Genomic DNA, 26,901 nt, shown 5'->3' on the forward strand with positions numbered 1-26,901 from the left:
GCCAGCCGTCCGGCGAAGGGGCGGGGCCGCCGGGAAAACCCAACGACCCCGACCCTGTAAAGCTCAGACGACTAGACGCGCGGCTTCTCGCGCATCTCGAAGGTCTCAATGATGTCGCCTTCGGTGATGTCGTTGAACGAGCCAAGACCGATACCACACTCGAAGTCCGTACGGACCTCGGTGGCGTCGTCCTTGAAGCGCTTGAGCGTCTCAACGGTGAGGTTGTCGCCGATGATCTTGCCGTCGCGGCTGATGCGTGCCTTCGTGTTGCGTCGGATGATGCCCGAGCGAACGATGGAACCTGCGATGTTGCCGAACTTGGAGGAACGGAATACTTCGCGGACCTCGGCGGTGCCCAGCTGGACCTCTTCGTACTCCGGCTTGAGCATGCCCTTAAGGGCCATCTCGATGTCATCGATTGCCGAGTAGATGACGGAGTAGAAGCGCATGTCCACGCCTTCGCGGTCTGCCAGTTCGGCAACACGCTCGGCAGGCTTGACGTTGAAGCCAATGATGACGGCGCTGTCGACCGTCGCCAGGTTGACGTCGTTCTGCGTGATGGCACCAACGCCGCGGTGGATGACGCGCAGCTGCACGCCTTCGCCGACGTCGATCTTGAGCAGGGCGTCTTCCAGGGCTTCCACGGCACCGGACACGTCACCCTTGAGGATGAGGTTGAGGGTGTCGATCTTGCCGTCGGCCACAGCCTGGTCGAAGTCTTCCAGGCTGATGCGCTTGCGGCGCTTGGCCAGTGCAGCGTTGCGGTCGGCTGCTTCACGCTTCTCGGCGATCTGGCGTGCGGTGCGCTCGTCAGCGGTCACGAAGAAGGTGTCGCCGGCGCGCGGCACGTTGGACAGACCCAGGACCTGTACGGGGCGGGACGGGCCGGCCTCGGTCAGGGCGCTGCCGTCGTCGTCGAACATGGCGCGGACGCGGCCGTGGGCCGTACCGGCCACGATAGTGTCGCCGACGCGCAGGGAACCGGACTGCACCAGGACGGTGGCAACGGAACCGCGGCCCTTGTCCAGGTTGGCTTCGATCGCGATACCGCGTGCGTCCTTGTTCGGGTTGGCGCGCATGTCCAGGGCGGCGTCTGCGGTGAGCAGGACGGCCTCGAGCAGCTCGTCGATGTTGAGGTTCTGGCGGGCAGAGACCTCCACGAACATGGTGTCGCCACCGTATTCTTCGGGAACCAGGCCGTACTCGGTCAGCTGGCCGCGGACCTTGTCCGGGTTGGCGCCTTCCTTGTCGATCTTGTTCACGGCCACCACGATCGGCACATTCGCTGCCTGTGCGTGGTTGAGGGCTTCAACGGTCTGCGGCATTACGCCGTCGTCCGCTGCGACCACCAGGATGGCGATGTCAGTGACCTTGGCACCACGGGCACGCATGGCGGTGAACGCCTCGTGGCCCGGAGTATCAATGAAGGTGATCTTGCGATCGGTGCCTTCGTGGTTGTGCGTGACCTGGTAAGCACCGATGTGCTGCGTGATGCCACCGTGTTCGCCGGCCATGACGTCCGACTTGCGGATGGCGTCGAGCAGGCGGGTCTTACCGTGGTCAACGTGGCCCATGACGGTGACAACCGGAGGACGTGCCTCGAGGTCTTCGTCGCCTTCGGCTTCCAGCTCTGCTTCGAAGTCGATGTCGAAGGTGGAGAGCAGCTCGCGCTCCTCATCCTCCGGCGACACAACCTGGAGCTTGTAGCCAAGCTCCTCGCCGAGCAGTGCGAAGGTTTCCTCATCCAGTGACTGGGTGGCCGTGGCCATTTCGCCCAGGTGGAAGAGAACGGTGACCAGCGCTGCGGGGTTTGCCTCGATCTTGTCGGCAAAGTCCGTGATGGACGAACCGCGGCGGAGCCGCACTACGGTGTTGCCATCGCCGCGGGGTACGCTCACGCCACCCAGCGACGGGGCACTCATCTGCTCAAGTTCCTGGCGCTTGGCACGCTTCGACTTGCGCTGCTTGCCACGGCCTGCGCCGCCCTTACCGAAAGCACCCTGGGTGCCACCGCGTCCGCGGCCACCCTTGCCAAAGCCGCCGCCGGCCGGAGCGCCGCCACCGGCACCGGGAGCACCGGTACCTGGAGCGCCACCCGGACGTCCCGGACCACGGCCACCGGCACCCGGACGGCCTGCACCAGCCGGTGCGGGACGCTCAGTGCGGTTAGGCATCATGCCCGGAGTAGGACGGTTTCCACCGGCACCACCGGGACGCGGTGCCCCGGGTCGCGGGCCACCGGCACCTGCTGCGGGACGGGGACCGCCCGCACCGGCTGCCGGACGCGGACCACCGGGACGGGGGCCACCGGCACCGGCTGCCGGACGGGGACCACCGGGGCGTTCGCCGTCGGTACGGCCACCGGCGCGGGGCATGCCCTGGGAGGTAGCGAACGGGTTGTTACCCGGACGCGGAGCGCGCTCACCATCGCCGCGGCCGCGGGGCATGCCCTGGGACGTGGCGAACGGGTTGTTGCCCGGACGGGGGCCGCCGGGACGCGGCGCAGAGCCGCCCTGTGCAGCTCCGCCTGAGCGGGTGGGTGCTGCCGGAGTCTCTGCCTTGGGGGCGGGACGGGCGCCGGGCTTGGCTCCGGTGGACGGAGCGCTTGCTGCCGGAGCCGAACCAGTCGGAGCCGAAGCAGTCGGGGCTGGTGCAGCCGGAGCTGCAGAAGCGGCAACGGGCGCAGCCGGGGCTGCGGGCGCTGCAGCGGCAGGCGCCGGAGCTTTGGGGGCTGCTGGACCCGGAGCAGGTGCTGCCGGACGTGATTCTGCCGACGGGGCAGGCGCCTTGGGCGCGGCTGCCGGAGCTGCGGCCTTAGCCGCGGCGTCGGGGTAGGCGTTGCGGAGTTTCCGCACCACCGGGGCCTCAATGGTGGAAGAGGCGGAGCGAACGAATTCGCCCAGTTCCTGCAGTTTTGTCACTGCATCTTTGGAAGTAATACCGAGCTCTTTAGCGAGCTCGTGTACGCGGACCTTGGCCACATTTCTCCTGTCTCGGTCCGCACCGAGCCAGGCACGAACCGTCTACTTCTTACTGCGGACCCTCACCGCGGCTGCGGCTGCAGGGCCCATTGCAGAGCGCAACAAAGTTGTCATCGTTGCGCACTCATCGCTGGGAACTCATCGGGTTTCCATCAGTTTTCTGACCCGCTTTCAGGTTGGACGGTTGTTGCTGCAGCTACCGGAGGTAACCGCAGCGGGCCTTCAGCGCCCGCGCCTGCCTTGATCCGGCGTTCGACGTCGGCGGTCCCGGTCGCGCCGTTAAGGGCACGTCCGAATGCTCGCCGCTTGACCGCCAGGGCCAGGCACGATTCGCTGGGGTGCAGCCATGCACCCCGGCCAGCCATCCGGCGTCGTTCATCGACTATGACAGCGGACGAACCGCTGGCATCAGCCACGAGCCGGAGGAGCTCCGACCGCGGACCCTTCTTCCGGCATCCGATGCAGGTACGCTGCGGTTGATTCTCGCTGTGAAGCACTTCTGCCACGGTGAGCATCTTCCTGACGTACTAGCTGCCAGCCCATGCCAGCCCGCCACAGCAAACTGCAGGGAGGGCACGCAAGAGCGCACGAATACCGGCCGTTAGGCGCGGTCATTGTCTATTCTAGCCCCTCGGGGCCATTCTGCCGGAAACCGGCGTGCCGACGGAGGGTATGCGCCGTCGGCTGCCGGACCTGGTCAGGTTCAGTTTTCGCGCGGCGACGCGGCGTCAGAGACGATGTCGATCCGCCAGCCGGTCAGCTTTGCTGCCAGGCGGGCGTTTTGGCCCTCTTTGCCAATGGCCAGCGACAGCTGGTAGTCCGGGACGACAACCCGGGCCGAACGGGTGGCTTCGTCGATGATCGTGACGGAATTCACACGCGACGGGGACAGGGCGCTGGCAATGAAGGTCGCTGGGTCCTCGCTGAAATCGACGATATCGATCTTCTCGTCGTTCAGTTCAGTCATGACCGCCCGCACGCGTGAGCCCATTTCACCGATGCACGCACCTTTGGCGTTGATGCCAGGGGTGTTGGCCTTGACGGCGATCTTGGTGCGGTGGCCGGCTTCGCGGGCCAGTGCAACGATCTCCACGGACCTGTCGGCGATTTCCGGCACCTCCAGTTCGAAGAGCTTCCGGACAAGGCCCGGGTGCGACCGGGACAGTGTGACGGACGGGCCCTTAGTGCCGCGGTGGACGTCGATAACCAGGGCGCGGAGCCGGTTGCCGTGGGTGTACTTCTCCCCCGGCACCTGCTCGGGCGGCGGGAGCAGCGCTTCCACCGTGCCCAGGTTGACCTGGATCATGTGCGGATTGTTGCCCTGCTGGATCAGCCCGGCAACGAGTTCACCCTCGCGGCCCTTGAACTCGCCCAGGACGGCGTCGTCCTCGACGTCCCGGAGGCGCTGCAGGATGATCTGCCGTGCCGTGCTTGCCGCAATGCGGCCGAACCCTGCCGGAGTGTCCTCGAACTCGCCGATGGGGGCACCGTCGTCGTCGATCTCCACAGCCCAGATGGTCACGTGTCCGCTCTTGCGGTCCAGTTCTGCGCGGGCCTTCTCGAAGGCGCCGGGCGACTTGTGGTAGGCCACCAGGAGCGCCTGCTCAATGGTGGGGATCAGGAGGTCCAGCGGAATTTCACGCTCACGCTCCAGAAGTCTCAGTGCGCTCATGTCAATATCCATCAGGCCTCCTCAGAAGGTCCATTGTGCTCAGGTTCCAGACCGGCCTCGTCGAGGTGGCTGAATTCGATCTCGACTTTTCCGTTGCGGATCCTGTCGAAAGGAAGTTTTACGGGTTCGCCCTGCTTGGGCTTCATACCCTTTTTGACGGCGATCTCCGGGACGAGGGTCACGCCGGATTCGTCCACAGCTTTGACCCTGCCGGTGACGTTATCGCCCTGGATGACGTTGACCTTGACCAGGCGCCCCCGGGCCCGGTGCCAGTGGCGCTCTTCCGTCAGGGGCCGGCCCACGCCGGGAGAGGAAACTTCAAGGTCATAGGGACGGCCGTCATCGCCGGGGTCGTTGTCCAGGACGTCGGACAGGACTTTGGAGATATCGGCGATGACGTCCAAATTGACGCCGCCGGTCTCCTCCTGCGGCAGGTCCACCACCACGTGGACCACCCGGTGCGAGCCGGGAATGATGGAGACGTCCTCAAGGTACAGGCGGTTGGCCTGGACCGAGGGTTCAAGTAAGGCCCGAAGCCGGGCAGCTTCCGGATTGTAGGCAGGCGCAACGTCAGCCCTACCCGTTCCGGTACGGTCTGATGAAGTCGTGGCTTCTGCATTACTCACGATGCCGGCCGCCTCCCGATAGATGATGTTGTGACTACTAGCCTAGCGATTTTCCGGGCGCAGTGGTGCACCGGGTTTGCCGTCCGGCGTGACAACATGGTCTGTTGTGAAAGCCGACAGCACCGAAATCAGCGCCCGAACGCGGTATTTCCGGTATGCCGTTTTTTCGCTCACAGCCCTGCTCGTGATGAGCCTGGGCATGGTCCTCATCCCCCATCAGCCCCCTGCACCTGCGGAAACGCCTTTTTCCGAGCGTGCCCGGGCTGCTGCACTGGCCGATACCCTGGCTCTGCGGGCTGCCGGGAGGGACCTGACTGAAGCCGGCGCGGGAGCGGGTGCGCCCGAGGATACCGCAGTGCTGGACCGCGTTGTGACTTTGCTGACCATCCAGGCCCGGACCCTGCTGCTGCCCGGTGACACCCCCACCTCCCCCACCCGGTCAGATGCGGGGCAGGCCGCCTCCCCTGACTCTTCCGCCGGCCAGACCGCCTCTCCCGGGGGTCCGACGTCGGCCGTTCCATCTACCGCGGCCGAGTTCGCGGCGGCCCTGTCCGCCAGCGGGGCGAGGCGCCTCACCGATGCGCTGGAAGCCGACGGCGGCATGGCCCGCCTCCTCGCCGGCGCCGGTGCCGCGCAGTTACTCGTGGCCCGGAACGTAGCCGCTTCCGCCGGCATTCCGGCTGAGGAACTGCCTGGCTGGCAGGAGCCCGACGCTCCCGCGGGCCAGGCCACCCGCACGCCGGCCGAGTGCCCCAGTTCCGGACCGTCAGGCGAAGGGGACGACGATCGTGGTGGTGTTGGGGAGGACTCGGCACTCACTGCCGCGCTGGACTCCGAACGTGAGACTATCTATGGCTACCAGGCTGCGCTGACGCGCCTCGACCCGGCAGCCGCGGCCCAGGCGTCCGCCCTGTTGGCGGAACACCTGGACCTCGCCGAGCAGGCTGAGGCCTACGCCACCATGCACTGCGCAGCGGTGCCGCCAACGCCGCCCGGATACGTACTCGACAGTGCATTCCTGAGTGCGCCCGCCGCAGGGTTGTCACACCTTGAGTCCGGCACCCTGCCGGCCTATGGGGACGTTGTGGCGTTCAGCACGGCTCCAACCCGTGGCTGGGCGGTGTCGGCCCTCGTGTCCGCCGCGAAGCGGACCATCGTTTGGGGCGGGGACCCGGGAGCCATTCCCGGCCTTGAACTGGACGAGTCACAGCTTCCCCCCTTGCCGGACATGCCCGGGAACGCCGTCCCCACCACATCTGAGCCAGCCACGTAATTCCTGATGCTGGCAAGCAGGCCCAAGTGGTGGTTTGCTGATTTTATGGATTCCCAGGAGCCAGCCGGCGTTCCGGCGGACAAGAAGGACCTGCAGCGCCACCTCGAAACCGAGCCTCATGACAACGACGTGGCCCAGCGCCTGAACTGGCTGCGCGCCGGAGTGCTGGGCGCCAACGACGGCATCGTCTCCGTAGCCGCCATCGTGGTGGGCGTGGCAGGTGCAACCGCGAACACTGGACCTATCCTGGCAGCGGGCGCTGCCGGCTTGGTGGGCGGCGCCGTGTCCATGGCGTTGGGTGAGTATGTCTCCGTCAGCAGCCAAAGCGACAGCCAGAAAGCACTGATCGAAAAGGAGCGGCGCGAGCTCGCCGAAGAGCCGGAAGAGGAACTCGCGGAACTGGCCGCAATTTACCAGGACAAGGGCCTCACCCCCGAAACCGCCCACCGGGTAGCTGTGGAACTGACCGAACACAATGCCCTTGCAGCGCATCTCTCGGCTGAACTCAACATCGACGAAGAGGACATCGTCAGTCCTTGGCACGCCGCCTTCGCTTCGGCTGTGGCCTTCACGCTCGGCGCGGTCCTGCCGATGCTGGCCATCCTCCTGCCGCCGCCGGGGACCCGGGTTCCGCTGACCTTTGGCACCGTGCTGGTGGCACTTGCCCTGACCGGCGCGCTGGGAGCCTGGATCGGGGGCGGTTCCAAAACACGCGCGGCAGTCCGGGTGGTGGTGGGCGGAGCGCTGGCCCTGGCGGCAACTTTCACCATTGGCAACCTGCTCGGGGCCAGCGGAATGGTCTAACGCTGTCATCCCGGCGCAATGTGCCGGGATGAGGACGCGTCGGCATCTCCGCCCCTGGAAGCCTGGGTCAACTACGCTGGAATCGATGAGCCAGCAGATTCAGGTGCCGATCCCCGTAGACCTCGCCAGAAGATACAGCAGAAACAGCGCAGGACGGGCCTGGCTGGCCGCACTGCCTGCCCTGTTGAGCGGCCGGATGGAGCATTGGGACCTTGGCATCGACCTGGCTCCCGGTGGCGTGCCATGGAACGGACACGGCGGAATTGTCGTCCCGGTTCGCCGCAACGACGGAACACTGGCCGCCCTCAAGGTTGCCTTTCCGCATGATGAAGCCCGCGTCGAACGGCACGCCCTGGAGCTGTGGGCGGGGCACGGCGCCGTACGGTTGCTGGAAGCCGACGCCGGAACGTGCTCCATGCTGCTGGAACGGCTGGACGCGGACACCTCGCTGCAGGATGTCCCGATGGATGACGCCGTAACCGTGTGGGGCGGCCTGCTCCGCCAGCTGAGCCTGGAGCCTGACCACCGGCCACAATGGCTCGAGTTCGACCACATCGCCGGGCGGGCCGAGCAGTGGAGCGACGACCTGCCCGCGGACTGGGAGCAGCAGGGCCGGCCGTTCCCCCGGTGGCTGCTGGAAGCCGCCCTGGAAGTCTGCCAGACCCGCGGTGCCGTGGGGCGCCGCTCCGGACACGACGTGCTGGTGCACACCGACTTCCACTTCCTGAACATCCTGGCCCGTCCCACATGGCAGGACAGACCAGGCTTCGCGGCCATCGACCCGCAGCCCATGATCGGCGAACCGGAATTCGCGGTGGCACCGTTGCTCTGGAACCGGATCCAGGACCTCCCCCGCAGCGACCCGCAGGCAGGGCTGCGGGAACGCTGCTGTGACTTCAGCGAGGCAGCTGGCCTGGACAGTGAAGTGGCACGCCAGTGGGGTGTTGCCCGCGAAGTGGAGAACGCCCTCTCCTACGCCGGCCGCCCGCACCACGAAGGGGACCTGGCACGCTCGCTGTGGGTGGCCAGCACCCTGGCCGGCCGGACCCTGGACGTGTTGCCGCCCGCGCATTCCCTGCCGGAACCGGGACAGGCTGGAAGTTTTTGTCCAGAGGCAGCGGGATAAACGGTGGCCACGTCCCCCGATCTTGACAAAAACCGTGGCTCTTGGGGGTAGGGCGATATCAGGCCTTGGCCGCCCGGACCGCCGCAAAGGCCGAAGTGACCGCATCAACCGCGGTGCCGACGTCGTCCGCGTCCGTGCTCCAATTGCTCACTGACACACGCAGGACGTCCCTGCCCTGCCACCGCGATCCGGACATCCAGACCTTGCCGTCCTCGATCACCCGGGCCGTCACCGCCCTCGTGGTGGCGTCATCTCCGAAGGCGAGCGAGACCTGGGTGTACTCAACATCGTTGAGCACCTCGATGCCGTCCACGGCGGCCAATGCCGCTGCAATCCCGGAAGCCGCCTCCACCAGGCCCCTGACCTGCGCGGCCACGCCGTCGCTGCCCAGAGAGCGGAGGGCCGCCCAGACCGGTACTCCGCGGCCCCGGCGCGACAGCTCCGGGGCCTTTTCGAACGGGTCACCCGGACCTTCGGCGTCGTGGATCAGGTAGCTCGTGTGCTGCAGCCCCATCGCGCTGCGCAGCGCGTTGGAATCCCGTACGACGGCGATGCCACAGTCATACGGTACGTTCAGGGTCTTGTGTGCGTCAGTCCCCCAGGAATCGGCGAGCTCCATGCCGTTGGTGAGGTCACTAAGTTCCGGTACCGCCGCGGCCCACAGCCCGAAGGCACCATCGACATGCACCCAAGCACCATGCTGCCGGGCAACGCCGATGGCGTCCTCAAACGGATCGAAAGAGCCCGAGTGGAGGTTTCCGGCCTGGAGGCACACCAGGGCTGGTCCGGAACCTTCGGCCAGCATGCGGTCCAACTCCCCGGGGATCAGCCTGCCTTGGGCGTCCGCGGGGACCTCAGCGGGGCGGCCCAGCCCAAGGTAGCGCAGGCCCAGGTCAATAGTCTCGTGACGCTCCTGTCCCACGAAGCACCTGATCCGGGGTCCGCCCGCCAGGCCGTCGGCGTCCAGGTCCCAGCCGGCGTCCGCCATAAGGCGCCACCTCGCGGCGGCCAACCCGGTGAAGTTTGCCATGGTGGCACCGGTGGCAAAGCCGACGTCGGCGTCCCCGGGCAGGTGCAACAGCTGCAGCAGCCAGTGGCCGGCGGCTTCTTAAATGGCCGCTATCGCCGGGGTGGCGTAACGCAGGCCGGAGTTCTGGTCCCAGGCGCTGACAAGCCAGTCGGCCGCCAGTGCAGCAGGCAGCGTCCCGCCGATCACCCAACCAAAAAAGCGGCCGGACGGCATGGCCATCAGGCCCGGCTCCGCCTTGAGCGCGAGGTAGTCCACCACGTCTGCTGCGGGCATGCCCTGTTGTGGCAACGGTCCGGCGAAGACGTCCACGAGATCGTGGGCTGCCACGCCCGGACCAACGTGCCGGTCCGGCAGGCTCGCCAGCCACTCCTGGGCGTGGCGTGCGGCGGCCTCAAGTGCCTCGGAATATTGCCCAGCGCCTGCTGACATAGGAGCATGCTACGCCTCCGCGAAGTTCTCCTGCCAGACGTCGTAGCCGAGTTTGATGATCAAGGCACCTACCACCACCAGGAAGACGATCCGGACGAAGCGGCTCCCCTGGCTGACCGCGGTGCGGGCGCCGAGGTATCCACCCGCCATGTTGGCCGCGCCCAACAGCAGCCCGACGCCCCAGAGCAGGGAGCCGTGGGGCAGGAAGAACAGCAGCGCACCGGCATTGGTGGCCATATTGACGATCTTCGCCTTGGCACTGGCTTCCAGGAAGGCGTACCCCATGGCTGAGACCAGGGCGATGACCAGGAACGAGCCGGTGCCCGGCCCGATGAGGCCGTCGTAGAAGCCGATCACCGCCCCAATCAGGCACGCCACCACGTAGTGCGTGTGTCCGTCGTGGCGCAGCACCGTGATGTCCCCGACGTTGGGCTTGAGGGCAGTAAAAAGCGCGACGGCGACAAGTGCTACCACGATGATGGGCTTGAACACGCTTGCCGGCAGGGTGGCCGCCAGGACCGCCCCGCCGAAACTGCCGCCGAGGGCGATCACCGCCATGGGCAGTGCAGTCTTCAGGTCCGGTTTGACCCGCCCGTAGTAGGTGACAGCGCTGGTTGTGGTCCCGAAAATCGAGCCCATCTTGTTGGTGGCCAGCGCCTGGACGGGGGTAATGCCAGGCACCAGGAGCAGCGCCGGAAGCTGGATCAGTCCCCCGCCGCCAACAACTGCATCCACCCAGCCGGCAGCGAATCCAGCCACCACAATCAAAATGAGGGTGGTGAGCTGGACCGATTCGAAACCCGAGATCAACGCTGCGGGTCAGCTGTTGCGGACGGCAGTGACCACGTAGTCAACCGCCTTGTCCACTGCAACGTTCTCCGCTTCGCCGCTGCGGCGGTCCTTGATCTCCACAACGCCGTCCACCAGGCCGCGGCCAACAGCCAGGATCGTGGGGACGCCTACAAGTTCGGCATCGCCGAACTTGACGCCCGGGGACACCTTGGGCCGGTCGTCATAGATGACGTCCAGGCCTGCGGCCTCAAGATCCAGGGCCAGTTTTTCGGCTGCGGTGAAGATCTCTTCGCCCTTGCCTACAGCCACCACGTGGACATCCGCGGGAGCGACGGCGCGGGGCCAGGTCAGGCCCTTGTCGTCATGGTTGGACTCAGCAAGGGCGGCGACGGCGCGGGTGACGCCCACGCCGTAGGAACCCATGGTGACCACTACCTGCTTGCCGTTCTGGTCCAGGACCTTCAGTTCAAGGGCTTCGGCATACTTGCGGCCAAGCTGGAAAATATGGCCCATCTCGATGCCGCGGGCAATCTCCAGCGGGCCGGAGCCGTCCGGGGCAGGATCGCCTTCGCGGACGTCGGTGCATTCGATCACGCCGTCCCAGCCGAAGTCGCGTCCTGCGACGAGGCCGTACACGTGCTTGCCGGCCTCATTGGCTCCGGTGATCCAGGCGGTGCCGCTGACAACGCGGGGATCAACCAGGTACAGGAGGTTGGTGGAGCTTTCGCTGCCCAGCAGGGGTTCGTCCAGGGTCAGACCGGGGCCCAGGTAGCCCTTGACGATGAGGGGCTGCTTCTTGAGGTCGTCGTCGTTGGCTGCTTCCAGTCCGATCTCGCCTGCGATGGGCAGGAACGAACCAATGTTGGCTTCCACGCGCTTCAGGTCAACGCCGCGGTCACCCGGCAGGCCGATAACCACAAGCTGGCGTTCTCCGGTGGGCAGGGTGACTGCCAGGACAACGTTCTTGAGGGTGTCGGCGGCCGTCCAGGGGCCGCCGTCGGCCTCGCTGCGGGGAGCAAGCTCGTTGGAGGCGGCAACCAGCGTGTCGATCGTGGGGGTGTTCGGGGTGTCCAGGACTTCCGCGGCGGGGGCATCCGTGAAATCAATGTCCTCAGGGACCACGGTGGTGACTGCCTCCACGTTTGCCGCGTAACCGCCGGCGGAGCGCACAAACGTGTCCTCGCCGATCTCGGTGGGGTGCAGGAATTCCTCGCTCTTGGACCCGCCCATGGCGCCCGCGGTGGCCGCAACCGGAACAACCTCCAGGCCCAGGCGCTCGAAGATCCTGAGGTAGGCGCCACGGTGGGCCATGTAGCTCGCGTCCAGGCCGGCGTCGTCCACGTCGAAGGAGTAGGAGTCCTTCATGATGAACTCGCGTCCGCGCAGCAGACCCGCGCGGGGGCGCGCCTCGTCGCGGTACTTGTTCTGGATCTGGTAGAGGCTTAGGGGAAGGTCCTTGTACGAGGAGTACAGGTCCTTGACCAGGAGCGTGAACATTTCCTCGTGTGTGGGTGCCAGCAGGTAATCCGCGCCCTTGCGGTCCTGGAGCCGGAACAGGCCCTCACCGTATTCGGTCCAGCGGTTGGTGGCCTCGTAGGGTTCCCGCGGCAGCAGCGCCGGAAAGTGAACTTCCTGGGCCCCGATCGACGCCATTTCCTCGCGGATGACGGCTTCGACCTTGCGCAGCACACTGAGCCCGAGCGGCAGCCAGGTGTAGATGCCGGGCGCCGCGCGCCGGATGTAGCCGGCCCGGACCAGAAGCCGGTGGCTGGCCACCTCGGCGTCGACGGGATCTTCACGCAGGGTGCGCAGGAAAAGCTGGGACAGTCTTGTGACCACGGGGCGGTATCCGTTTCTGGGGAATGGCTGCTGGATGCAGGGCCGGGCAATTCGTCTGGGTACTAATCTACCGGCAAAGCCTGCCCTTCCCCTGCGGCAGGACTCCTTGCGGGCCACTCAGGTCATCGGCCAGGACGCGATAGAGCCACGCCCGGCGATGCAAAGCCCCTGGCCGTAAACGGCTGGTCATTGCATCCGGGCGTGGCTCCACGGCGTTGACGCTTGGTACTGGTGAGGACTGGTGAGACCGCCCACCCACACTCCAGCGCAGCTAGATCGAACTTATGTGATCGCCGACACCTTGACAAGGGTTTTTTCCATTCGAAGTTGTTGACGACCCTCCAATGGGGGTCTATTTTTAATTCATCAAGTGGTGAATTTATAGATTTTCGCCAGCGTACAGTCACCATCACCCGGAGGCAGTCGTGTCCCACTCAGCAGCAGCGGCCCTGGCCAGGCCCGGAGATGACGTCGCGGTGGCCACCAGGTCCCTGCACGTGGTCCGGGGAAAGATTCCCGTCCTTCAGGGCCTGGATTTTGCCATCCCGGCCGGAAGGATCACCGGCCTGCTGGGGCCGTCAGGGAGCGGAAAGACCACCCTGATGAGGGCCATCGTGGGAGTACAGCGGCTGAGCTCGGGATCCGTGACGGTACTGGGCCTTCCGGCCGGCCATCCGTCGCTACGGCACCGGGTGGGCTACGTAACCCAGTCCCCCAGCGTCTATCCGGACCTGACCGTGGAAGCCAATGTCCGCTATTTCGGAGCGATGCACCGGAAAGGGCGACGCGATGCCGCCGAGGCAATTGCCGCCGTCGGGCTTGAACAGCAGTCACGGCAAAAAACAGCCGACCTCTCCGGCGGCCAGCTCAGCCGGGTTTCGCTGGCGTGCGCCTTGGTTGCCCGTCCCCGCCTGCTGGTCCTCGACGAGCCCACAGTGGGCCTTGACCCTGTTCTTCGGGCCGACCTCTGGGACCGCTTCCGGTCCATGGCGGAGGCGGGGACCACGCTCCTGGTCTCCAGCCATGTGATGGAGGAGGCAAGCCACTGCGGTTCCCTGCTGCTGCTGCGCGAAGGCAGGCTCCTGGCCCAGCTGACGCCGGCCGAACTCAGCAGGCGCGGTCACAGCACAGACCTTGAGAGGGCGTTCCTGCATATGATCCGGGAAGCGGAAGGAACGGCGGCAACCGAAGTCGCAGTCACCCGCGACGGCACAGCCTCCCCGGAAAGCAGCACAACCCCGAAAAGGACGGTGCGGTCATGAACCTGTTGATGATGCTGGCCACAACCCGAAGGGTCCTGGACCAATTGCGGCACGACCACCGCAGCGTCGCCCTGATCCTGGTGGTCCCGGCGCTGCTGCTGACGGCGGTGTATTTCCTTTTCGAGAATGAGACGCTCCCGCCGGGGATGCCCAGGACGTTCGACCGGGTGGGCCTGATGATGCTGGCCATTTTCCCGTTTGTGGTGATGTTCCTGGTCACCTCGATCACCATGCTGCGGGAACGGACGTCCGGGACGCTGGAGCGGCTCCTGACCACGCCCATCCACAAGGCCGATCTGCTGTTCGGTTACGGGCTCGCGTTTTCCATCATGGCCGCCCTGCAGTCATTGGTTGCCACGGCCGTCGCCTACTGGATCTTCGACCTGGATATCAAGGGCAGCCCCGGCCTGGTGGTCATGATTGCGGTGATCAACGCCGTACTGGGTGTGGCCCTGGGACTGCTCTGCTCTGCGTTCGCCCGGACCGAATTCCAGGCCGTCCAGTTCATGCCGGTTGTGGTGGTGCCCCAGATTCTGCTGTGCGGATTGTTCGTTGCCCGTGACCGGATGAACGAGGTCCTCGAATCCATCTCGAACGTCCTGCCCCTCACGTTTTCGGTCGATGCCCTGCAGGAGATCGCTGCGAACACCGAGGCCACGGACCAACTGTGGTCGGATGCCACCACCATGCTGGCCATCGTCCTGGGGGTCCTGGTACTGGCGTCCCTCACGCTCCGGCGGCAGACTGCATGAGCGGCACGCAGGAGGTCCGAAAGCCAGGATCGGGCAGGAGGGGGCGGCGCGAAGGAGCAAGCGAGTCCCGGGAACACATCCTGGCCACGGCCCGCCGCCTCTTCGCCGAGCATGGCTTCGAGGGCACAAGCCTTCGGCAGGTGGCACGGGAGGCCGGCGTTGACCCCGCCATGATCCATCATTTCTTCAAGGGAAAGGATGAGCTCTTCGCGCTGAGCGTGGCACTCCCGGCCGACCCGGCACAGGTCCTGGAGGGCGTGGACCAGCACGACCCCGAGCATCGGGCGGAAGCAATTGTGCGGGCGGTACTGCGGCTGTGGGAGAGCCCGGCCCAGCACAGCCTGGTGGCGTTCATCCGGGGCACCATTGGCTCCAAGTCCAAGACGTTGTTGCTGCGGGAGGTGGTGACCAGGACGATCATCAGCCGCATCATGGCCGGCATTCCCGGCCCACCCGAGGAAGTGGCATTGCGAGGCAACCTGGTAGCCACGCAGATGGTGGGCCTCATGCTGGTCCGCTACGTGGTCAAGTTGGAACCGCTTGCCTCTGCCTCGCCTGAGGATGTGGTTCGGCTGCTGGCTCCGAACGTCCAGCATTACCTCACGGGAGAACTGGACGGACTGGACAACTGACACGCGCCCATGACGAGCACGGCCCCCTCAAGATACTGGCTTAGAACAGCACAGTGGCAAAGGTTCCCCGTTGGGTGAACCCGACGCGCTCATACGTGGATCTGGCGCGGGAATTGAAGCCATTCACGTACAGGCTGGTGACCGGTGCGATCTTCCGGGCGTGGTCGACAACGGCGGCCATGTAGCCCGCGCTGAGGCCCTGGCCCCGATATTGAGGGTTCATCCACACACCCTGCACCTGCGTTACCTCCGCTGTCACGGCTCCAAGTTCGGCCTTGAAGACGACGTCGCCGGCGGGGTTGAGGTGTACCAGCGAATGTCCTTGCCGGATCAGCCCTTCGACCCGCCGGCTGTAGAACTCGCGGCCCCCCAGGAAAGGCGAATAGCCCACTTCTTCCTCAAACATGGCGGCGCAGGCAGGGAGGATGCGGTCAAAGTCCGCGAGCCTGCCCAGGGTGAGTTCCGTGTTTGGTTCCACCGAAGGCGGGCCCGCGAGGGTCAGGAGAGGCTGCTCGGAGCGCACCTCGTGGGCCGTGTGGCCCAACAGCTCCAGTTCAGCATGCAGGGCGAGGACGGGTTCCGCGGGGCCAAAAGCCGAGGCATACCGGCGGCCCGAACGGTTGGCCGCCGCGGCAACCAGACCGGCATAGGCGGGATCCAGCTCAACCGGGACCAGGTTGGCTCCCGTCCAGCAGGCACCCACCAGCATGCCGTCGTCGAACACGCCAAGGACCGATGCGCCACCCGTGGTGGGTGCGGCGGTCCCGGCCGAGCGCAAGTGGGCAAGGATGAAGACGTTGGCTACCGGATCCTGCTGGGCCAGGCGCCGCAGTGCCGACGTGTCCGCACCGGCCAGGGTTCGAACGGAGATCCCTGCCGGCGCGGTGCCGTCCTTATGAGACGCTAACCACGGGGCTACCCTTGACAGCATCTTCGCCATCGGCCTCCCCCATCTCTTCGGCGATACGCATGGCCTCTTCGATCAGTGTCTCAACAATCTGGTCCTCGGGGACAGTCTTAATGACTTCACCCTTCACAAAGATCTGGCCTTTGCCGTTGCCCGATGCCACGCCGAGGTCAGCCTCACGGGCCTCGCCAGGTCCGTTGACGACACAGCCCATCACTGCCACGCGCAGCGGGATTTCCATGCCTTCCAGGCCTGCGGTGACCTGTTCGGCCAGGGTGTAGACATCCACCTGCGCGCGGCCGCAGGACGGGCAGGAGACGATCTCCAGTTTGCGCGGGCGCAGGTTGAGGGATTGCAGGATCTGGTTGCCGACCTTGATTTCCTCCACCGGCGGGGCGGAAAGTGAGACCCGGATGGTGTCGCCGATGCCCCTGGACAGCAGTGCGCCGAAGGCGGTGGCGGACTTGATGGTTCCCTGGAAGGCCGGCCCGGCCTCCGTGACGCCGAGGTGGAGGGGCCAGTCTCCCTTTTCGGCCAGCATCTCGTAGGCCGCCACCATGATCACGGGATCGTTGTGCTTAACCGAAATCTTGAAATCGTGGAAGCCGTGCTCCTCGAACAGGGACGCTTCCCAGACTGCCGATTCCACGAGTGCCTCAGGGGTGGCTTTCCCGTATTTCTTCATGATGCCCGGCTCCAGGGAGCCCGCGTTGACGCCGATCCGGATGGACGTGCCGTGGTCCTTGGCCGCCTTCGCGATTTCCTTGACCTGGTCGTCGAACTTGCGGATGTTCCCCGGGTTCACGCGGACCGCGGCGCAGCCTGCCTCGATGGCCGCGAAAACGTACTTGGGCTGGAAGTGGATGTCCGCGATGACCGGAATCTGGGACTTGCGGGCAATGATGGGCAGCGCCTCGGCGTCGTCCGCGGACGGGCAGGCCACCCGAACGATGTCACAGCCGGACGCCGTGAGCTCGGCGATCTGCTGCAGGGTGGCGTTGATGTCCGTGGTGGGTGTGGTGGTCATGGACTGCACGCTGATGGGGCTGTCCGAGCCGACCCCCACGGATCCGACCTTGATCTGGCGCGTCTTCCGGCGCGGGGCAAGAACGGGCGGCGGTGCTGACGGCATTCCCAGGCTGACCGAGGTCACGTGGACTCCTTGGGTAGGTGGATCGAAAGAGGAGGGAGGTCAGATATCAGGACGCGTGGGCGGCCAGGATGCCGATCACGGGGGTCCATTCGGTGGTCCGGATCCCGGCGATGGTGCCTGCCAGCGCGAAGGGATCCTGCTTGAGCAGTTCGTTCAACTCCGCCTCGTCCTGGACCTTGAAGATCAGCAGGGCACCGGCGCCGTCGCCATAGGGTCCGCTGGTCAGGAGCCGGCCGTCCTCGGCAAGGGTGGACAGCCAGGCACGGTGTGCGGGACGGCTCTCATCGCGGGCGGCAGAGGAATTGGCAGCGTAAACGTACTCAACAGCAAAAACAGTCATAAGGACACCCTATCCCCCGCGGCGGGCCTTCGCCGATCCGGGCAATGCCGCAAAACCCCACATGCCGGGCCGGTGGCTTAGGACAGAAACAGCACTTTGACGATAGCCGCAATCCCGGCGGCCCACAGCATGGAGGTGAGGGTCCCGATAATGAACCGCTCCGCGGCCACGGGTGTTTCCTTCAGCTCGGCGAACCTTCCCAGTCCTTTGATCGCCACCACGTACGCGATGGCCACCGGCTGGCCGGCCAGGATGGCCAGGCAAACCGCAAGGCGCTCCAGCACGCCGATGATCGCCCCACCACGCAGGATCCGCTGGGCCGCAGCGGGTGGCGCCGGAGAGGGAACGTCCGACGACGGCCTCCCGCCGTCCGCTGTCAGCTCGCCGTCCACGGATTGTCCTGGGCGGGGCTGCGGGACTGCGGGAAAGGTGTCCACCGTAACGTCGGCTGACGGGTCCTCGAGCGCCCGGTCCGCTGCACTGGCCGCATCCGCCTTGTCATCGATGGTCCTGGCCAGCCGAAAGACCAGCGCGGTCACTGGCCAGCCGGCGAATCCGGCCACCAGCAGGGCCGCGGTTATCCAGAGTGCGTTCACCGGTCTCCTTCTATCTGGGAATGAGCGTGCGCCAGGAGCATTGCCGCGGCGGGCCTAGCCGCCCATTCTTCCTGCCATCCGGACCTGAGCACGGCACGGCTCACCGACTGTTCCGTAATTCCCAACTCCTTGGCCACCTCCTTCTGGCTGCCATGCCGGCCGCCACCGCCCTGCAGGAGCCGGAGCCGGTCCACCACCCGCCATTGGGCTGGAGTCCGTTCCTGAACCAGGCGGCCGATCAGGCGGAGCACCGCCTCGGCATGGGCGCAGGCCACGGCTCCTTCCCGGGCATGCTGCGGTACTTCCGCTGTCCGTCCGATACTGCCGGACACCACCGACAACGGGACCTGTCCGGCTGCGGTCTTGGCGAGATCAACGGCCTTACGGGCGGCCACGAAGCCCGTTCCGGTACCTTCCCGGGGGCTGGCCCCGGGAGCGAGCACCACTGAGCCGATGCCGATCCCCACGTACCAGTGGCCACTGCGCAGCGCGTGCAGGGCAATGTCCACTACCTCGGCCGGGTCGGCTACGAGTCCTTGGAGTTCGTCGCCCACAGAGCGCTCGAACGCCTCCGAAGTAAGGCCGGCCAGTTCGGAGATCAGCTCCGGAACCCGGTCGACGTCCTCGCTGCTGCCGCGCTGGTCGATGGTGAGGATGTACATGGCTTAACCGTAGGTGGCTGATTTCAGATAATCAATCGTTTGCAGCTGATTATCCAAAATAAGCCTTATATGGCTGATTCTCGAATATCAGCCGAAAGCGGCTTAGCCGAACAGGTTGATGGGCTTCACGATGTCCGCATAGATCAACAGCGCGCTCATCCCCATCAGCAGGGCGGCTACGACGTACGTCGCGGGCAAGAGCTTGGCGATATCGAAGGCGCCGGGGTCGGGCCTGCCGAAGAGCTTCGCCACCCGGCGCCGGACCCCTTCATACAGTGCACCGGCGATATGGCCGCCATCGAGCGGCAGCAACGGAACCAGGTTGAAAACGGCCAAGGCGAAGTTCAGCCCGGCGAGCAGCCCAACCAGGGCCCCCAGCCTTGACTGGAGCGGCACCTCTTCCATGGCCGATATCTCTCCGGCCACGCGCCCCACACCCACTACGCTGATGGGTCCGTTGGGATCACGGGGCTCCTCGCTGAAGGCCGCCTGCGCAACCCCGACTACACGCGCCGGAAGGTTGAGGACAACACCGGCCACTTGCCGGATGTTCTCCCCCGCCATGGGCAGGACAGTCGACGCCGGCTGTGGCACCAGTTCACTCTGTGCACCAATGCCCAGGAAGCCGACGTCCTGGTACAGGAGGTTGCCGGCGTCATCCTTGGCCTGGCGTCCGTCGACACCGACAACAGGGCGGGCGGACAGCACAGGAGTCACGGTGGTGGTGACCGTGCCGCCGTCGCGCTCTACGGTGATGCTGACTTCCTTCCCGGCGGACGTACGGATCCACTCCGTCAGCTGGTCCCAACTGGTCACTGCCTTCCCATCAAAGGAGGTGACCCGGTCATTGGGCAGGAGGCCGGCGGCGGCCGCTGGCGTCAGTTCGCAGTCTGCAGAATCAGGATCCACGGTCTCGCCGGCGGCGACCTGGCACTTGGAAACATCGGCGATGGTGGTGGTGGGCGTGGAAATGCCGAAGCCCATGAGGAGGACCGCCGTAAGGGCCAGGCCGATAAGCAGGTTCATCGCCGGGCCGCCGAGCATCACAATGACTTTCTTCCACACCGGGAGCCGGTAGAACACCCGGTCCTTGTCGTCCGGACCCACCTCCTCGTGGGCAAGGGACCGCGCTTCCGTGGCCAGGGTCTGGAACATGCCGGTGCTCGATGGCCTGACTGTTCCGTCGTCCTTGTTCGGCGGATACATGCCGATCATTGAGACGTAGCCGCCAAGGGGGATGGCCTTGACCCCATATTCGGTTTCGCCCTTGCGCTTTGACCACAGGGTGGGGCCGAAACCAATCATGTACTTGGTGACACGGACCTTGAACAGCTTGGCGGGCACCAGGTGGCCGACTTCGTGCAGCGCAATGGACACGGCAATGCCGATCGCCACAAACACGACACCGAGGATAAAGAGGAGTACGGGACTCATGGGTGGATTGACTGCTTCCTAGAGACTGCTGACTGCTAAACGTTCGTGGGCCCGCGCCCGTGCCCAACTTTCAGCTTCCAGCACGGACTCCACTGTCAGCCCGGAGGATCCTGGGTGTTCGCTGAGTACGCCAGCGACGGTGTCCACGATGTCGGTGAAGCGGATGGATCCTTCGTGGAAGGCTGTGACGGCTTCCTCGTTGGCGGCGTTGAACACCGCAGGAAAGGTGCTTCCCTGCTTGGCTGCGTCCTTGGCGAGCTCCACAGCCGGGAAGGCCTGCGAGTCCAGCGGCTCGAACGTCCAACTGGTGGCTTGGGTCCAGTCGCAGGGGGACGCAGCCTTGGGCACCCTGTCGGGCCAGCCCAGCCCCAGCGCAATGGGCAGGCGCATGTCCGGCGGCGAAGCCTGGGCGATGATGGACCCGTCGACAAACTGGACCATGGAGTGCACCACGGATTGCGGGTGGACCACAACGTCGATCCGGTCCAGCGGGATGTCGAAGAGCAGGTGGGCTTCGATGACCTCGAGGCCCTTGTTGACCAGGGTGGCCGAATTGGTGGTGACCATCAGCCCCATATCCCACGTAGGGTGTGCCAGCGCTTCCCGGGGCGAAACGTTGTGCAACTGCTCCCTGGTCCGGCCGCGGAAGGGTCCGCCGGAGGCCGTCAGGATCAGTTTGTCCACTTCGTTGGCCGAGCCGGAGCGCAGGCACTGGGCGATGGCGGAATGTTCGGAGTCCACAGGCACAATCTGCCCCTCCCGGGCGGCTGCCTTGACCAGCTCTCCACCAACAATGAGGGACTCCTTATTGGCCAAAGCCAGTAACGCCCCCGATTTCAGGGCCGCCAGCGTCGGGGCGAGTCCGATCGAGCCGGTAATTCCGTTGAGCACCACGTCGGCGGGGATTTCGGCAATCCGGGTGGAGGCGTCGGGGCCGGAGATAATCTCCGGCCGGTAGTCTTGCCGTCCTGATTGGCGGGCGGCGTCGTTGATCAGGTTTTGCAGCTGCCGCGGATCCCCGGACGCGATGCCGACGGCGGCGGCCCCCGTGTGGACGGCCTGGCGGGCCAGCAGTCCCAGGTTTCCGCCCCCGGCGCTGAGCGCCACCACTTCAAAAAGGTGCGGGGCGCCGTCGACGACGTCAATCGCCTGGGTGCCGATGGAACCGGTGGATCCGAGGATGACGATTCTGCGAGGCTGCATTGCTTAAGTATCCCGCACCGGCAGGCTGTGCCCGCTCACCCAAAAGCCAGTTCCACGAAACCCTTGGTCAGTGTGGACGCGGCTCCGAGGTAGGCGATGGCCACCACGATCCGCCGGACGGAGGCAGGCTTGACCTTGCCGGACAGCAAGTCGCCGGCAACGATTCCGACCACCATGGCAGCCAGAATGCTGAGCCACTGCCATCCCTCCAGGCCGGGAAGGTGCCCGCCGGAGAGAACATATTTGCTCACCAGGGACGTCAGCCCCGTGGTCACGAAATACGGCTGCAGCGTGGCGCCGAAGCTCTTTTGGTCCCAGCGGGTGGCGATGGCGTAGGCGGTAATGGCAGGGCCGCCCACGCCGGCGGCCGCATTCATCAGTCCGCTGGAAAAGCCGAGTGATGCCATGGGGACCGGACCGCTGGCGCGCCATGAGCTGCGGGTCAGCCGCTGCGAAGCAAGCAAGGCGACGATGAGCAGGACGCCGATACAGATCTCCAGCGGTGCTTCCGGCACGTTGCTGGCCAGCCAGGCGCCCGGCAAAACCCCTGCCACGGCCGCGAGCGCCAGGCCGAAGTAGCGTCGCCACTGAACGTGCCGCCACACCCTGGACAGGATCAGCAGCGACGAAGCGGCCCCGCAGAGGTTGATGATCATCACGCCGTCGAACGGCCCCAGGAGTACCACCAAGACCGGGGAAACGAGGAGGCCGAATCCGAGGCCGGCCAGCCGCTGGGCCAGTGCCCCCGCAATGACGGCAATCAGCACCAGTGCAAACACCATCCGATCCTAGTGCGCGGAACCTGGGGGCGGGCGTAACGTGGACACCGTGGACTGGGTTTCCTGGTTCGATGCGCCGGAGTACGAATTCGCCCGGCAGGTGCTGCAACGCGGCGTCGCAGCACTCTTCCTTATTGCATTCCTCTCCTCCTTCAACCAGTTCCCGGCACTGCTGGGTGCGCGCGGGCTGCTGCCGGTGTCCGACTATCTTGAGGGATTCAGAGCTATGAGGCGGCCCACCCTGTTCCGCTGGCGGTATTCGGACCGGCTGCTGCGCGCAGTGTGCGTCGCCGGGATGGCAATCGCGGCGCTCCTGGTGGCAGGCCTTCCCCAGCTCGGGCCGCCGTGGCTGCCCCTGATCGCCTTCCTGGCCCTGTGGCTGCTGTACATGTCCATCGTCAACGTGGGCCAAACGTTCTATGGCTTCGGCTGGGAGATGCTGCTCCTGGAGGCCGGGTTCACCGTGGCTTTCCTCGGATCGGACCAGACTGACCCGCCGCGCACCATCCTGATCCTGGTGGCCTGGCTGGTGTTCCGCCTGGAATTCGGGGCAGGGATGATCAAGATCCGGGGCGGCCGGGAATGGCGCGACCTGACTGCGCTCTACTACCACCACGAAACGCAGCCGATGCCCGGACCCCTGAGCCGGCAGGCGCATTTGCTGCCCAGGCCGTTCCATCGGCTGGAGGTCCTGGGGAACCACTTCGCGCAGCTTGTGGTGCCGTTCTTCCTCTTCGCGCCGCAGCCCGTGGCCAGTGCCGCCGCCGGTATCATCATCTTCACCCAGTTGTGGCTTGTGGCCAGCGGCAACTTCGCGTGGCTGAACTGGATCGCCATTGTGCTGGCCTTCGCCGCCGTGAGCGACCCCGTCGCCCACGCCGTTCTGCCCTTCCTGCCGCTGGAGTGGCACGAAGGCTCGGCGGACGGCAGGGAGACACCGGTGTGGTGGCTCGCCATCACCCTCGCCGCAACCCTGCTCCTTGCGGTGCTGAGCTATTGGCCGGTGCGCAACCTGTTCTCCAAGCGGCAGCTGATGAACGCTAGCTTCAACCGCTGGCAGCTCGTCAATACCTACGGCGCGTTCGGCACGGTCACCAAACAGCGGATCGAGATCGTTGTCGAGGGCACCCTGGATGAGGATCCGGACGAATCCGCCGACTGGCGGGAGTACGGCTTCAAGGGAAAGCCCGGGGACGTGCGCCGGCTGCCGCGCCAGTGGGCCCCCTACCACCTCCGGCTGGACTGGCTGATGTGGTTCCTCCCGCTCCGGACAGTCCATGAGGAATGGTTCTATGCCTTCCTCGCCAAGCTGCTCGAAGCCGACCGCCAGGTGCTGCGGCTGCTCCGCCACGACCCGTTCGACGGCGGCCGCCCGCGGTGGGTGCGCGCCCGCAGCTACCTGTACCGGTTCGCCACCCGGGCTGAGTTCCGTGACACCGGCGAACGGTGGGTCCGGACGCCACTGTATGAGGCCATTCCGCCGCTGTCCCTCCGCCGGACTCCGGGACGCCGGCCGACAAGCTGAGCGATCGGGCGAGGGATCCCTAGCTGTGGATGCCCGCCCGGCGGATGGTGGATTCGGCATGCTTGAGGATGGGGCCGTCGATCATCCTGCCGTTGTATTGGAAGACGCCTGACCCAGCGGAGGCTGCCGCCTGCAGCAGCTCCGTCGCGGCAGAAACATCGGCCTCGGACGGGGCATAGGCGCCACGGACAACGGCCGCCTGGGTGGGATGGATGCAGGCCTTGGAGCTGAACCCGGATGCGACGGCATCGGCGGCCTCCACGGCAAGACCCTCCAGGTCCGGGATGTTGACGTACACGGCGTCTACCGCGGCCTTTCCGAAGGCGCCGGCGGCCAGGAGAACGCTTGAGCGGGCGTGCAGGGCTACGGCGCGGTATCCGCCGTCGTCCTTCCTGCTGGACGTGCCTCCCAGGGATGCCAACAGGTCTTCGGCACCCCACATCAGCGCCACCACGTTCGGCTCAGCGGCGATCGCGGGGGCATTCAGGACGCCGGCCGCCGTCTCGCAGAGGGCAATCACATGGAAGTCCTCAAGCTGTCTGAGCTGTTCGGCACTCTCCGCTTTGGCCAACATGACCGTCTTGTACGGCGTGTGCGCCAGGCAGTGCAGGTCCTTCTCGAACTCTTCGGTGCCGGCAGGGTTGATCCGGACGATGGTCCGGCTCGGGTCCAGTTCGGGTACTTCGCCGCCGGCGCCCAGCTGGGCGAGGATCGCGCCGCGGGCCCTTTGCTTGTCCGCGGGTGCCACCGCATCCTCGAGGTCGAGGATGACGGCGTCTGCACGGTCGGAGGCTTTCTGGTACCGCTCGGGGCGGTCTGCAGGGCAAAAGAGGAGGGCTGGCCCCATCACAAAGGTCATACAGCCATTGTCCCCTTTTGGCCCCCGGTTTGCTGCCCGGCATGAGCCTCCCGCGTCCACATCAGGCAACTCCTCGTGGCCAACGCCACCACGGTGCCGTCCTGGTTGCGGCCGGTGTGCTGCATGGTCACAATCCCCTGTCCGGGCCGGGAGCCCGAGAGCCGCTTCCCGGTGATCACAGTCTCGGTATACAGCGTGTCGCCGTGGTACAGCGGGTGGGGAAAGGACACATCGGTCAGGCCCAGCTGGGCGACGATGGTGCCCTGGGTCAGCTGCGACACCGACTGCCCCACCACAGTGGACAGCGTGAACATGGAGTTGACCAGCCGCTGGCCGAACGGCTGGCCGGCGCTCCACGCTGCGTCAAGGTGCAGCGCCTGGGTGTTCATGGTGAGGGTGGTGAACAGGACATTGTCCGTTTCCGTTACGGTGCGGCCCGGCCTGTGCGCATACAGGACGCCCTCCTCCAGTTCGTCGAAGTACAGGCCGCGCTGTTCAACGACGCGCGGTTCAGCGGCAGGCTGTTCAACGGCAGGCTGTTCAACGGCAGGGGGATTGTCCGCCGTCATACGGTAAGTTCCTGGTCCTCTTCGAAGAGTTCGGCGCCGGTGGCCGCAGCCACTTCCTCGACCGACACGTTGGGGGCCAACTCGCGCAGCACCAGCCGTGAGGACCCCCCTTCGGTGACGACGTCGATCACGGCGAGGTCGGTGATGATCCGGTCAACGCAGGCTTTACCGGTCAGGGGCAGCGTGCACTGCTCCACGATTTTGGGGCGGCCGTTGCGGTCCACGTGCTCCATCATCACAATCACCTTCTTGGCGCCAAAGACCAGGTCCATGGCTCCACCCATCCCCTTGACCATCTTGCCCGGGATCATCCAGTTGGCGAGGTCGCCGTTTTGGGCCACTTCCATCGCGCCGAGCACGGCCACGTCGACGTGTCCGCCGCGAATCATGCCAAAGGACGAGGCTGAATCGAAGAACGCCGCACCCTTGTTGACCGTGACGGTCTCCTTCCCGGCGTTGATGAGGTCGGGGTCCACGGCATCCTCGGTGGGATACGGTCCCACGCCCAGGATCCCGTTCTCAGAATGCAGCACAACTTCCACACCGGCCGGGATGTAGTTGGGGATGAGCGTCGGCATGCCGATGCCCAAGTTCACGTACTGCCCATTGCTGAGTTCCTGGGCCACCCGGGCGGCCAGTTCATTGCGTGTCCACCCTTTGGTCTCCGGGTTAGCGGCGTCCGGGTGGCCGACGGCGGCGCGCCGGTATTCCGGGCGCACGGCTTCGGGGCGGGGAGGCGCTCCCTGCGGTCGGTTGGACTCCATGGCTACACTCCTGCCTGTTCTGTGGCCGCCGGCCGGTTGAGGGCCACGGTCCGCTTTTCGATCCGTTTCTCGCCGGCCGGAACAACCACCACCCGCTGGACGAAGATACCTGGGGTGTGGACATGCTCCGGATCGAGTTCCCCCGGTTCCACCAGCTCCTCCACCTCGGCGATGGTGATCCTGCCGGCCATGGCGCAGAGCGGGTTGAAGTTCATGGCCGTTGCGTGGAAGACCAGGTTGCCGTGGCGGTCGCCCTTCCAGGCGTGGACCAGGCCGTAGTCAGGAGTCAGGGACTCCTCGAGGACGTAATCGACCCCGTTGAAGGGACGGACCTCCTTCGCGGCGGAGGCGATGAGGATGCCGCCGTCGGCGTCGTATTTTTGCGGCAGGCCGCCGTCGGACACCTGCGTGCCTACCCCCGCCTTGGTGTAAAAGGCAGGGATACCGGCGCCGCCGGCCCGGAGTTTCTCCGCGAGGGTCCCCTGCGGCGTCAGCACAACTTCCAGTTCACCGGAGAGGTACTGGCGCGCGAACTCCTTGTTTTCTCCAACGTAGGAACTGATGGTCCGACGGATCCGGCCGTCGCGGAGCAGGACGCCCAGCCCCCAATCGTCCACGCCGCAGTTGTTACTGACGGTCTCCAGGTCCGTGGTGCCATGCCTGTGCAAGGCGTCGATCAGGGCCACGGGGATTCCGCACAGGCCGAACCCTCCCACCGCGAGGGAGGCGCCGTCGGGGATGTCCGCTATGGCTTCCTCGGCGCTGGCAACAACCTTGTTAATCATCAGTGATCCTCTCCGGCCGGCTATTACAGTCCGAGTTCGCGGGCGATCAGCATCAGCTGGACCTCCGTGGTGCCCTCCCCCACTTCAAGGATCTTGGAGTCGCGGTA

Annotated in this window: 26 protein-coding genes and 1 pseudogene; 7 read left to right on the forward strand and 20 right to left on the reverse strand. The window is 65.8% G+C overall.

Annotation, left to right across the window (positions count from 1 at the left end; genetic code table 11):
• Positions 1-71: 71 nt before the first annotated feature.
• The 4 genes from infB to rimP all read right to left on the reverse strand — a co-directional run bounded on the left by infB (position 72) and on the right by rimP (position 5,279).
• The gene (infB, locus tag V9L17_RS16945; RefSeq protein ID WP_337352245.1) at positions 72-2,981 is read right to left on the reverse strand and encodes a translation initiation factor IF-2; all 2,910 of its coding nucleotides are present in this window, start codon (positions 2,979-2,981) and stop codon (positions 72-74) included.
• 152 nt (positions 2,982-3,133) lie between these two features.
• Complete coding sequence (locus V9L17_RS16950; RefSeq protein WP_337347602.1) at positions 3,134-3,496, reverse strand: YlxR family protein; 363 nt, start codon at positions 3,494-3,496, stop codon at positions 3,134-3,136.
• Between the two features lie 188 nt (positions 3,497-3,684).
• Complete coding sequence (gene nusA, locus V9L17_RS16955) at positions 3,685-4,665, reverse strand: transcription termination factor NusA (RefSeq protein ID WP_337347601.1); 981 nt, start codon at positions 4,663-4,665, stop codon at positions 3,685-3,687.
• Positions 4,665-5,279 (reverse strand): ribosome maturation factor RimP, encoded by a 615-nt coding sequence (gene rimP / locus V9L17_RS16960; RefSeq protein WP_337352246.1) that lies wholly within the window; start codon positions 5,277-5,279, stop codon positions 4,665-4,667. The genes nusA and rimP overlap by 1 nt, the downstream gene beginning before the upstream one ends.
• A 106-nt stretch (positions 5,280-5,385) precedes the next feature.
• On the opposite strand from rimP, the gene V9L17_RS16965 reads away from it, so the two are divergent.
• From V9L17_RS16965 to V9L17_RS16975, 3 genes are all read left to right on the forward strand, one after another.
• Positions 5,386-6,552, forward strand: a complete 1,167-nt coding sequence (locus V9L17_RS16965) for a DUF4439 domain-containing protein (RefSeq protein WP_337352247.1) — start codon at positions 5,386-5,388, stop codon at positions 6,550-6,552.
• 45 nt (positions 6,553-6,597) lie between these two features.
• Entirely contained in the window at positions 6,598-7,356 is a 759-nt protein-coding gene (locus V9L17_RS16970; protein ID WP_337347598.1) for a VIT1/CCC1 transporter family protein, read from the forward strand.
• 85 nt (positions 7,357-7,441) lie between these two features.
• On the forward strand, positions 7,442-8,482 hold the full coding sequence (locus V9L17_RS16975; protein WP_337347597.1) for an aminoglycoside phosphotransferase family protein: 1,041 nt from the start codon (positions 7,442-7,444) through the stop codon (positions 8,480-8,482).
• Between the two features lie 58 nt (positions 8,483-8,540).
• Here V9L17_RS16975 and V9L17_RS16980 read toward each other — a convergent pair.
• The 3 genes and pseudogenes from V9L17_RS16980 to V9L17_RS16990 all read right to left on the reverse strand — a co-directional run bounded on the left by V9L17_RS16980 (position 8,541) and on the right by V9L17_RS16990 (position 12,572).
• A pseudogene (locus tag V9L17_RS16980) lies at positions 8,541-9,941 on the reverse strand (pyridoxal phosphate-dependent decarboxylase family protein).
• 9 nt (positions 9,942-9,950) lie between these two features.
• On the reverse strand, positions 9,951-10,751 hold the full coding sequence (locus V9L17_RS16985) for a sulfite exporter TauE/SafE family protein (RefSeq protein ID WP_337347595.1): 801 nt from the start codon (positions 10,749-10,751) through the stop codon (positions 9,951-9,953).
• A 9-nt stretch (positions 10,752-10,760) separates the two neighbouring features.
• Positions 10,761-12,572, reverse strand: coding sequence for a proline--tRNA ligase (locus V9L17_RS16990; protein WP_337352248.1), 1,812 nt, complete (start codon positions 12,570-12,572; stop codon positions 10,761-10,763).
• Between the two features lie 425 nt (positions 12,573-12,997).
• Here V9L17_RS16990 and V9L17_RS16995 point away from each other — a divergent pair, with 425 nt between their 5' ends.
• From V9L17_RS16995 to V9L17_RS17005, 3 genes are read left to right on the forward strand one after another with little or no spacing between them, the layout of a single operon-like run.
• A complete protein-coding gene (locus V9L17_RS16995; protein ID WP_443198045.1) occupies positions 12,998-13,834 on the forward strand; it encodes an ABC transporter ATP-binding protein in 837 nt (278 codons plus the stop codon).
• A gap of 8 nt (positions 13,835-13,842) precedes the next feature.
• Complete coding sequence (locus V9L17_RS17000) at positions 13,843-14,586, forward strand: ABC transporter permease (protein WP_337347690.1); 744 nt, start codon at positions 13,843-13,845, stop codon at positions 14,584-14,586.
• On the forward strand, positions 14,583-15,218 hold the full coding sequence (locus V9L17_RS17005; protein ID WP_337347593.1) for a TetR/AcrR family transcriptional regulator: 636 nt from the start codon (positions 14,583-14,585) through the stop codon (positions 15,216-15,218). Before V9L17_RS17000 ends, V9L17_RS17005 begins: the two co-directional genes overlap by 4 nt.
• A gap of 40 nt (positions 15,219-15,258) precedes the next feature.
• Here the strand turns inward: V9L17_RS17005 and V9L17_RS17010 are convergent, their stop codons facing one another.
• The 8 genes from V9L17_RS17010 to V9L17_RS17045 form a co-directional block, all read right to left on the reverse strand.
• On the reverse strand, positions 15,259-16,149 hold the full coding sequence (locus V9L17_RS17010; protein WP_337347689.1) for a GNAT family N-acetyltransferase: 891 nt from the start codon (positions 16,147-16,149) through the stop codon (positions 15,259-15,261).
• Entirely contained in the window at positions 16,112-17,278 is a 1,167-nt protein-coding gene (ispG, locus tag V9L17_RS17015) for a flavodoxin-dependent (E)-4-hydroxy-3-methylbut-2-enyl-diphosphate synthase (RefSeq protein WP_310166360.1), read from the reverse strand. Before ispG ends, V9L17_RS17010 begins: the two co-directional genes overlap by 38 nt.
• A 46-nt stretch (positions 17,279-17,324) precedes the next feature.
• Positions 17,325-17,618, reverse strand: coding sequence for a YciI family protein (locus V9L17_RS17020; RefSeq protein ID WP_337347592.1), 294 nt, complete (start codon positions 17,616-17,618; stop codon positions 17,325-17,327).
• 77 nt (positions 17,619-17,695) lie between these two features.
• On the reverse strand, positions 17,696-18,214 hold the full coding sequence (locus tag V9L17_RS17025; RefSeq protein WP_337347591.1) for a hypothetical protein: 519 nt from the start codon (positions 18,212-18,214) through the stop codon (positions 17,696-17,698).
• On the reverse strand, positions 18,211-18,876 hold the full coding sequence (locus tag V9L17_RS17030) for a MarR family transcriptional regulator (protein WP_337347590.1): 666 nt from the start codon (positions 18,874-18,876) through the stop codon (positions 18,211-18,213). The genes V9L17_RS17025 and V9L17_RS17030 overlap by 4 nt, the downstream gene beginning before the upstream one ends.
• A 102-nt stretch (positions 18,877-18,978) precedes the next feature.
• Positions 18,979-20,310 carry a M50 family metallopeptidase gene (locus tag V9L17_RS17035; protein WP_337347589.1) on the reverse strand — a complete coding sequence of 444 codons (1,332 nt, stop codon included), beginning with the start codon at positions 20,308-20,310 and terminating at the stop codon, positions 18,979-18,981.
• A gap of 18 nt (positions 20,311-20,328) precedes the next feature.
• Positions 20,329-21,513: a 1-deoxy-D-xylulose-5-phosphate reductoisomerase gene (gene dxr, locus V9L17_RS17040; protein WP_337347588.1), complete on the reverse strand. Its 1,185-nt coding sequence runs from the start codon at positions 21,511-21,513 to the stop codon at positions 20,329-20,331.
• Between the two features lie 35 nt (positions 21,514-21,548).
• Positions 21,549-22,295: a sulfite exporter TauE/SafE family protein gene (locus tag V9L17_RS17045; protein WP_337347587.1), complete on the reverse strand. Its 747-nt coding sequence runs from the start codon at positions 22,293-22,295 to the stop codon at positions 21,549-21,551.
• Positions 22,296-22,341: 46 nt separating this feature from the next.
• On the opposite strand from V9L17_RS17045, the gene V9L17_RS17050 reads away from it, so the two are divergent.
• On the forward strand, positions 22,342-23,817 hold the full coding sequence (locus tag V9L17_RS17050; RefSeq protein ID WP_337347586.1) for a lipase maturation factor family protein: 1,476 nt from the start codon (positions 22,342-22,344) through the stop codon (positions 23,815-23,817).
• A gap of 19 nt (positions 23,818-23,836) precedes the next feature.
• On the opposite strand, the gene V9L17_RS17055 is transcribed toward V9L17_RS17050, so the two are convergent.
• The 5 genes from V9L17_RS17055 to V9L17_RS17075 form a co-directional block, all read right to left on the reverse strand.
• Positions 23,837-24,676, reverse strand: a complete 840-nt coding sequence (locus tag V9L17_RS17055; RefSeq protein ID WP_337352249.1) for an HpcH/HpaI aldolase/citrate lyase family protein — start codon at positions 24,674-24,676, stop codon at positions 23,837-23,839.
• Positions 24,673-25,245: a MaoC family dehydratase gene (locus tag V9L17_RS17060; RefSeq protein WP_337352250.1), complete on the reverse strand. Its 573-nt coding sequence runs from the start codon at positions 25,243-25,245 to the stop codon at positions 24,673-24,675. The genes V9L17_RS17055 and V9L17_RS17060 overlap by 4 nt, the downstream gene beginning before the upstream one ends.
• The gene (locus tag V9L17_RS17065) at positions 25,242-26,009 is read right to left on the reverse strand and encodes a CoA transferase subunit B (protein WP_337347583.1); all 768 of its coding nucleotides are present in this window, start codon (positions 26,007-26,009) and stop codon (positions 25,242-25,244) included. The genes V9L17_RS17060 and V9L17_RS17065 overlap by 4 nt, the downstream gene beginning before the upstream one ends.
• A gap of 2 nt (positions 26,010-26,011) precedes the next feature.
• Entirely contained in the window at positions 26,012-26,794 is a 783-nt protein-coding gene (locus V9L17_RS17070; protein ID WP_337352251.1) for a CoA transferase subunit A, read from the reverse strand.
• A gap of 23 nt (positions 26,795-26,817) precedes the next feature.
• The coding region (locus V9L17_RS17075; RefSeq protein WP_337351257.1) for an acyl-CoA dehydrogenase family protein at positions 26,818-26,901 on the reverse strand (84 nt) is incomplete at its 5' end.

This window comes from Pseudarthrobacter sp. CCNWLW207, from assembly GCF_037203945.1.
Taxonomy (GTDB): domain Bacteria; phylum Actinomycetota; class Actinomycetes; order Actinomycetales; family Micrococcaceae; genus Arthrobacter.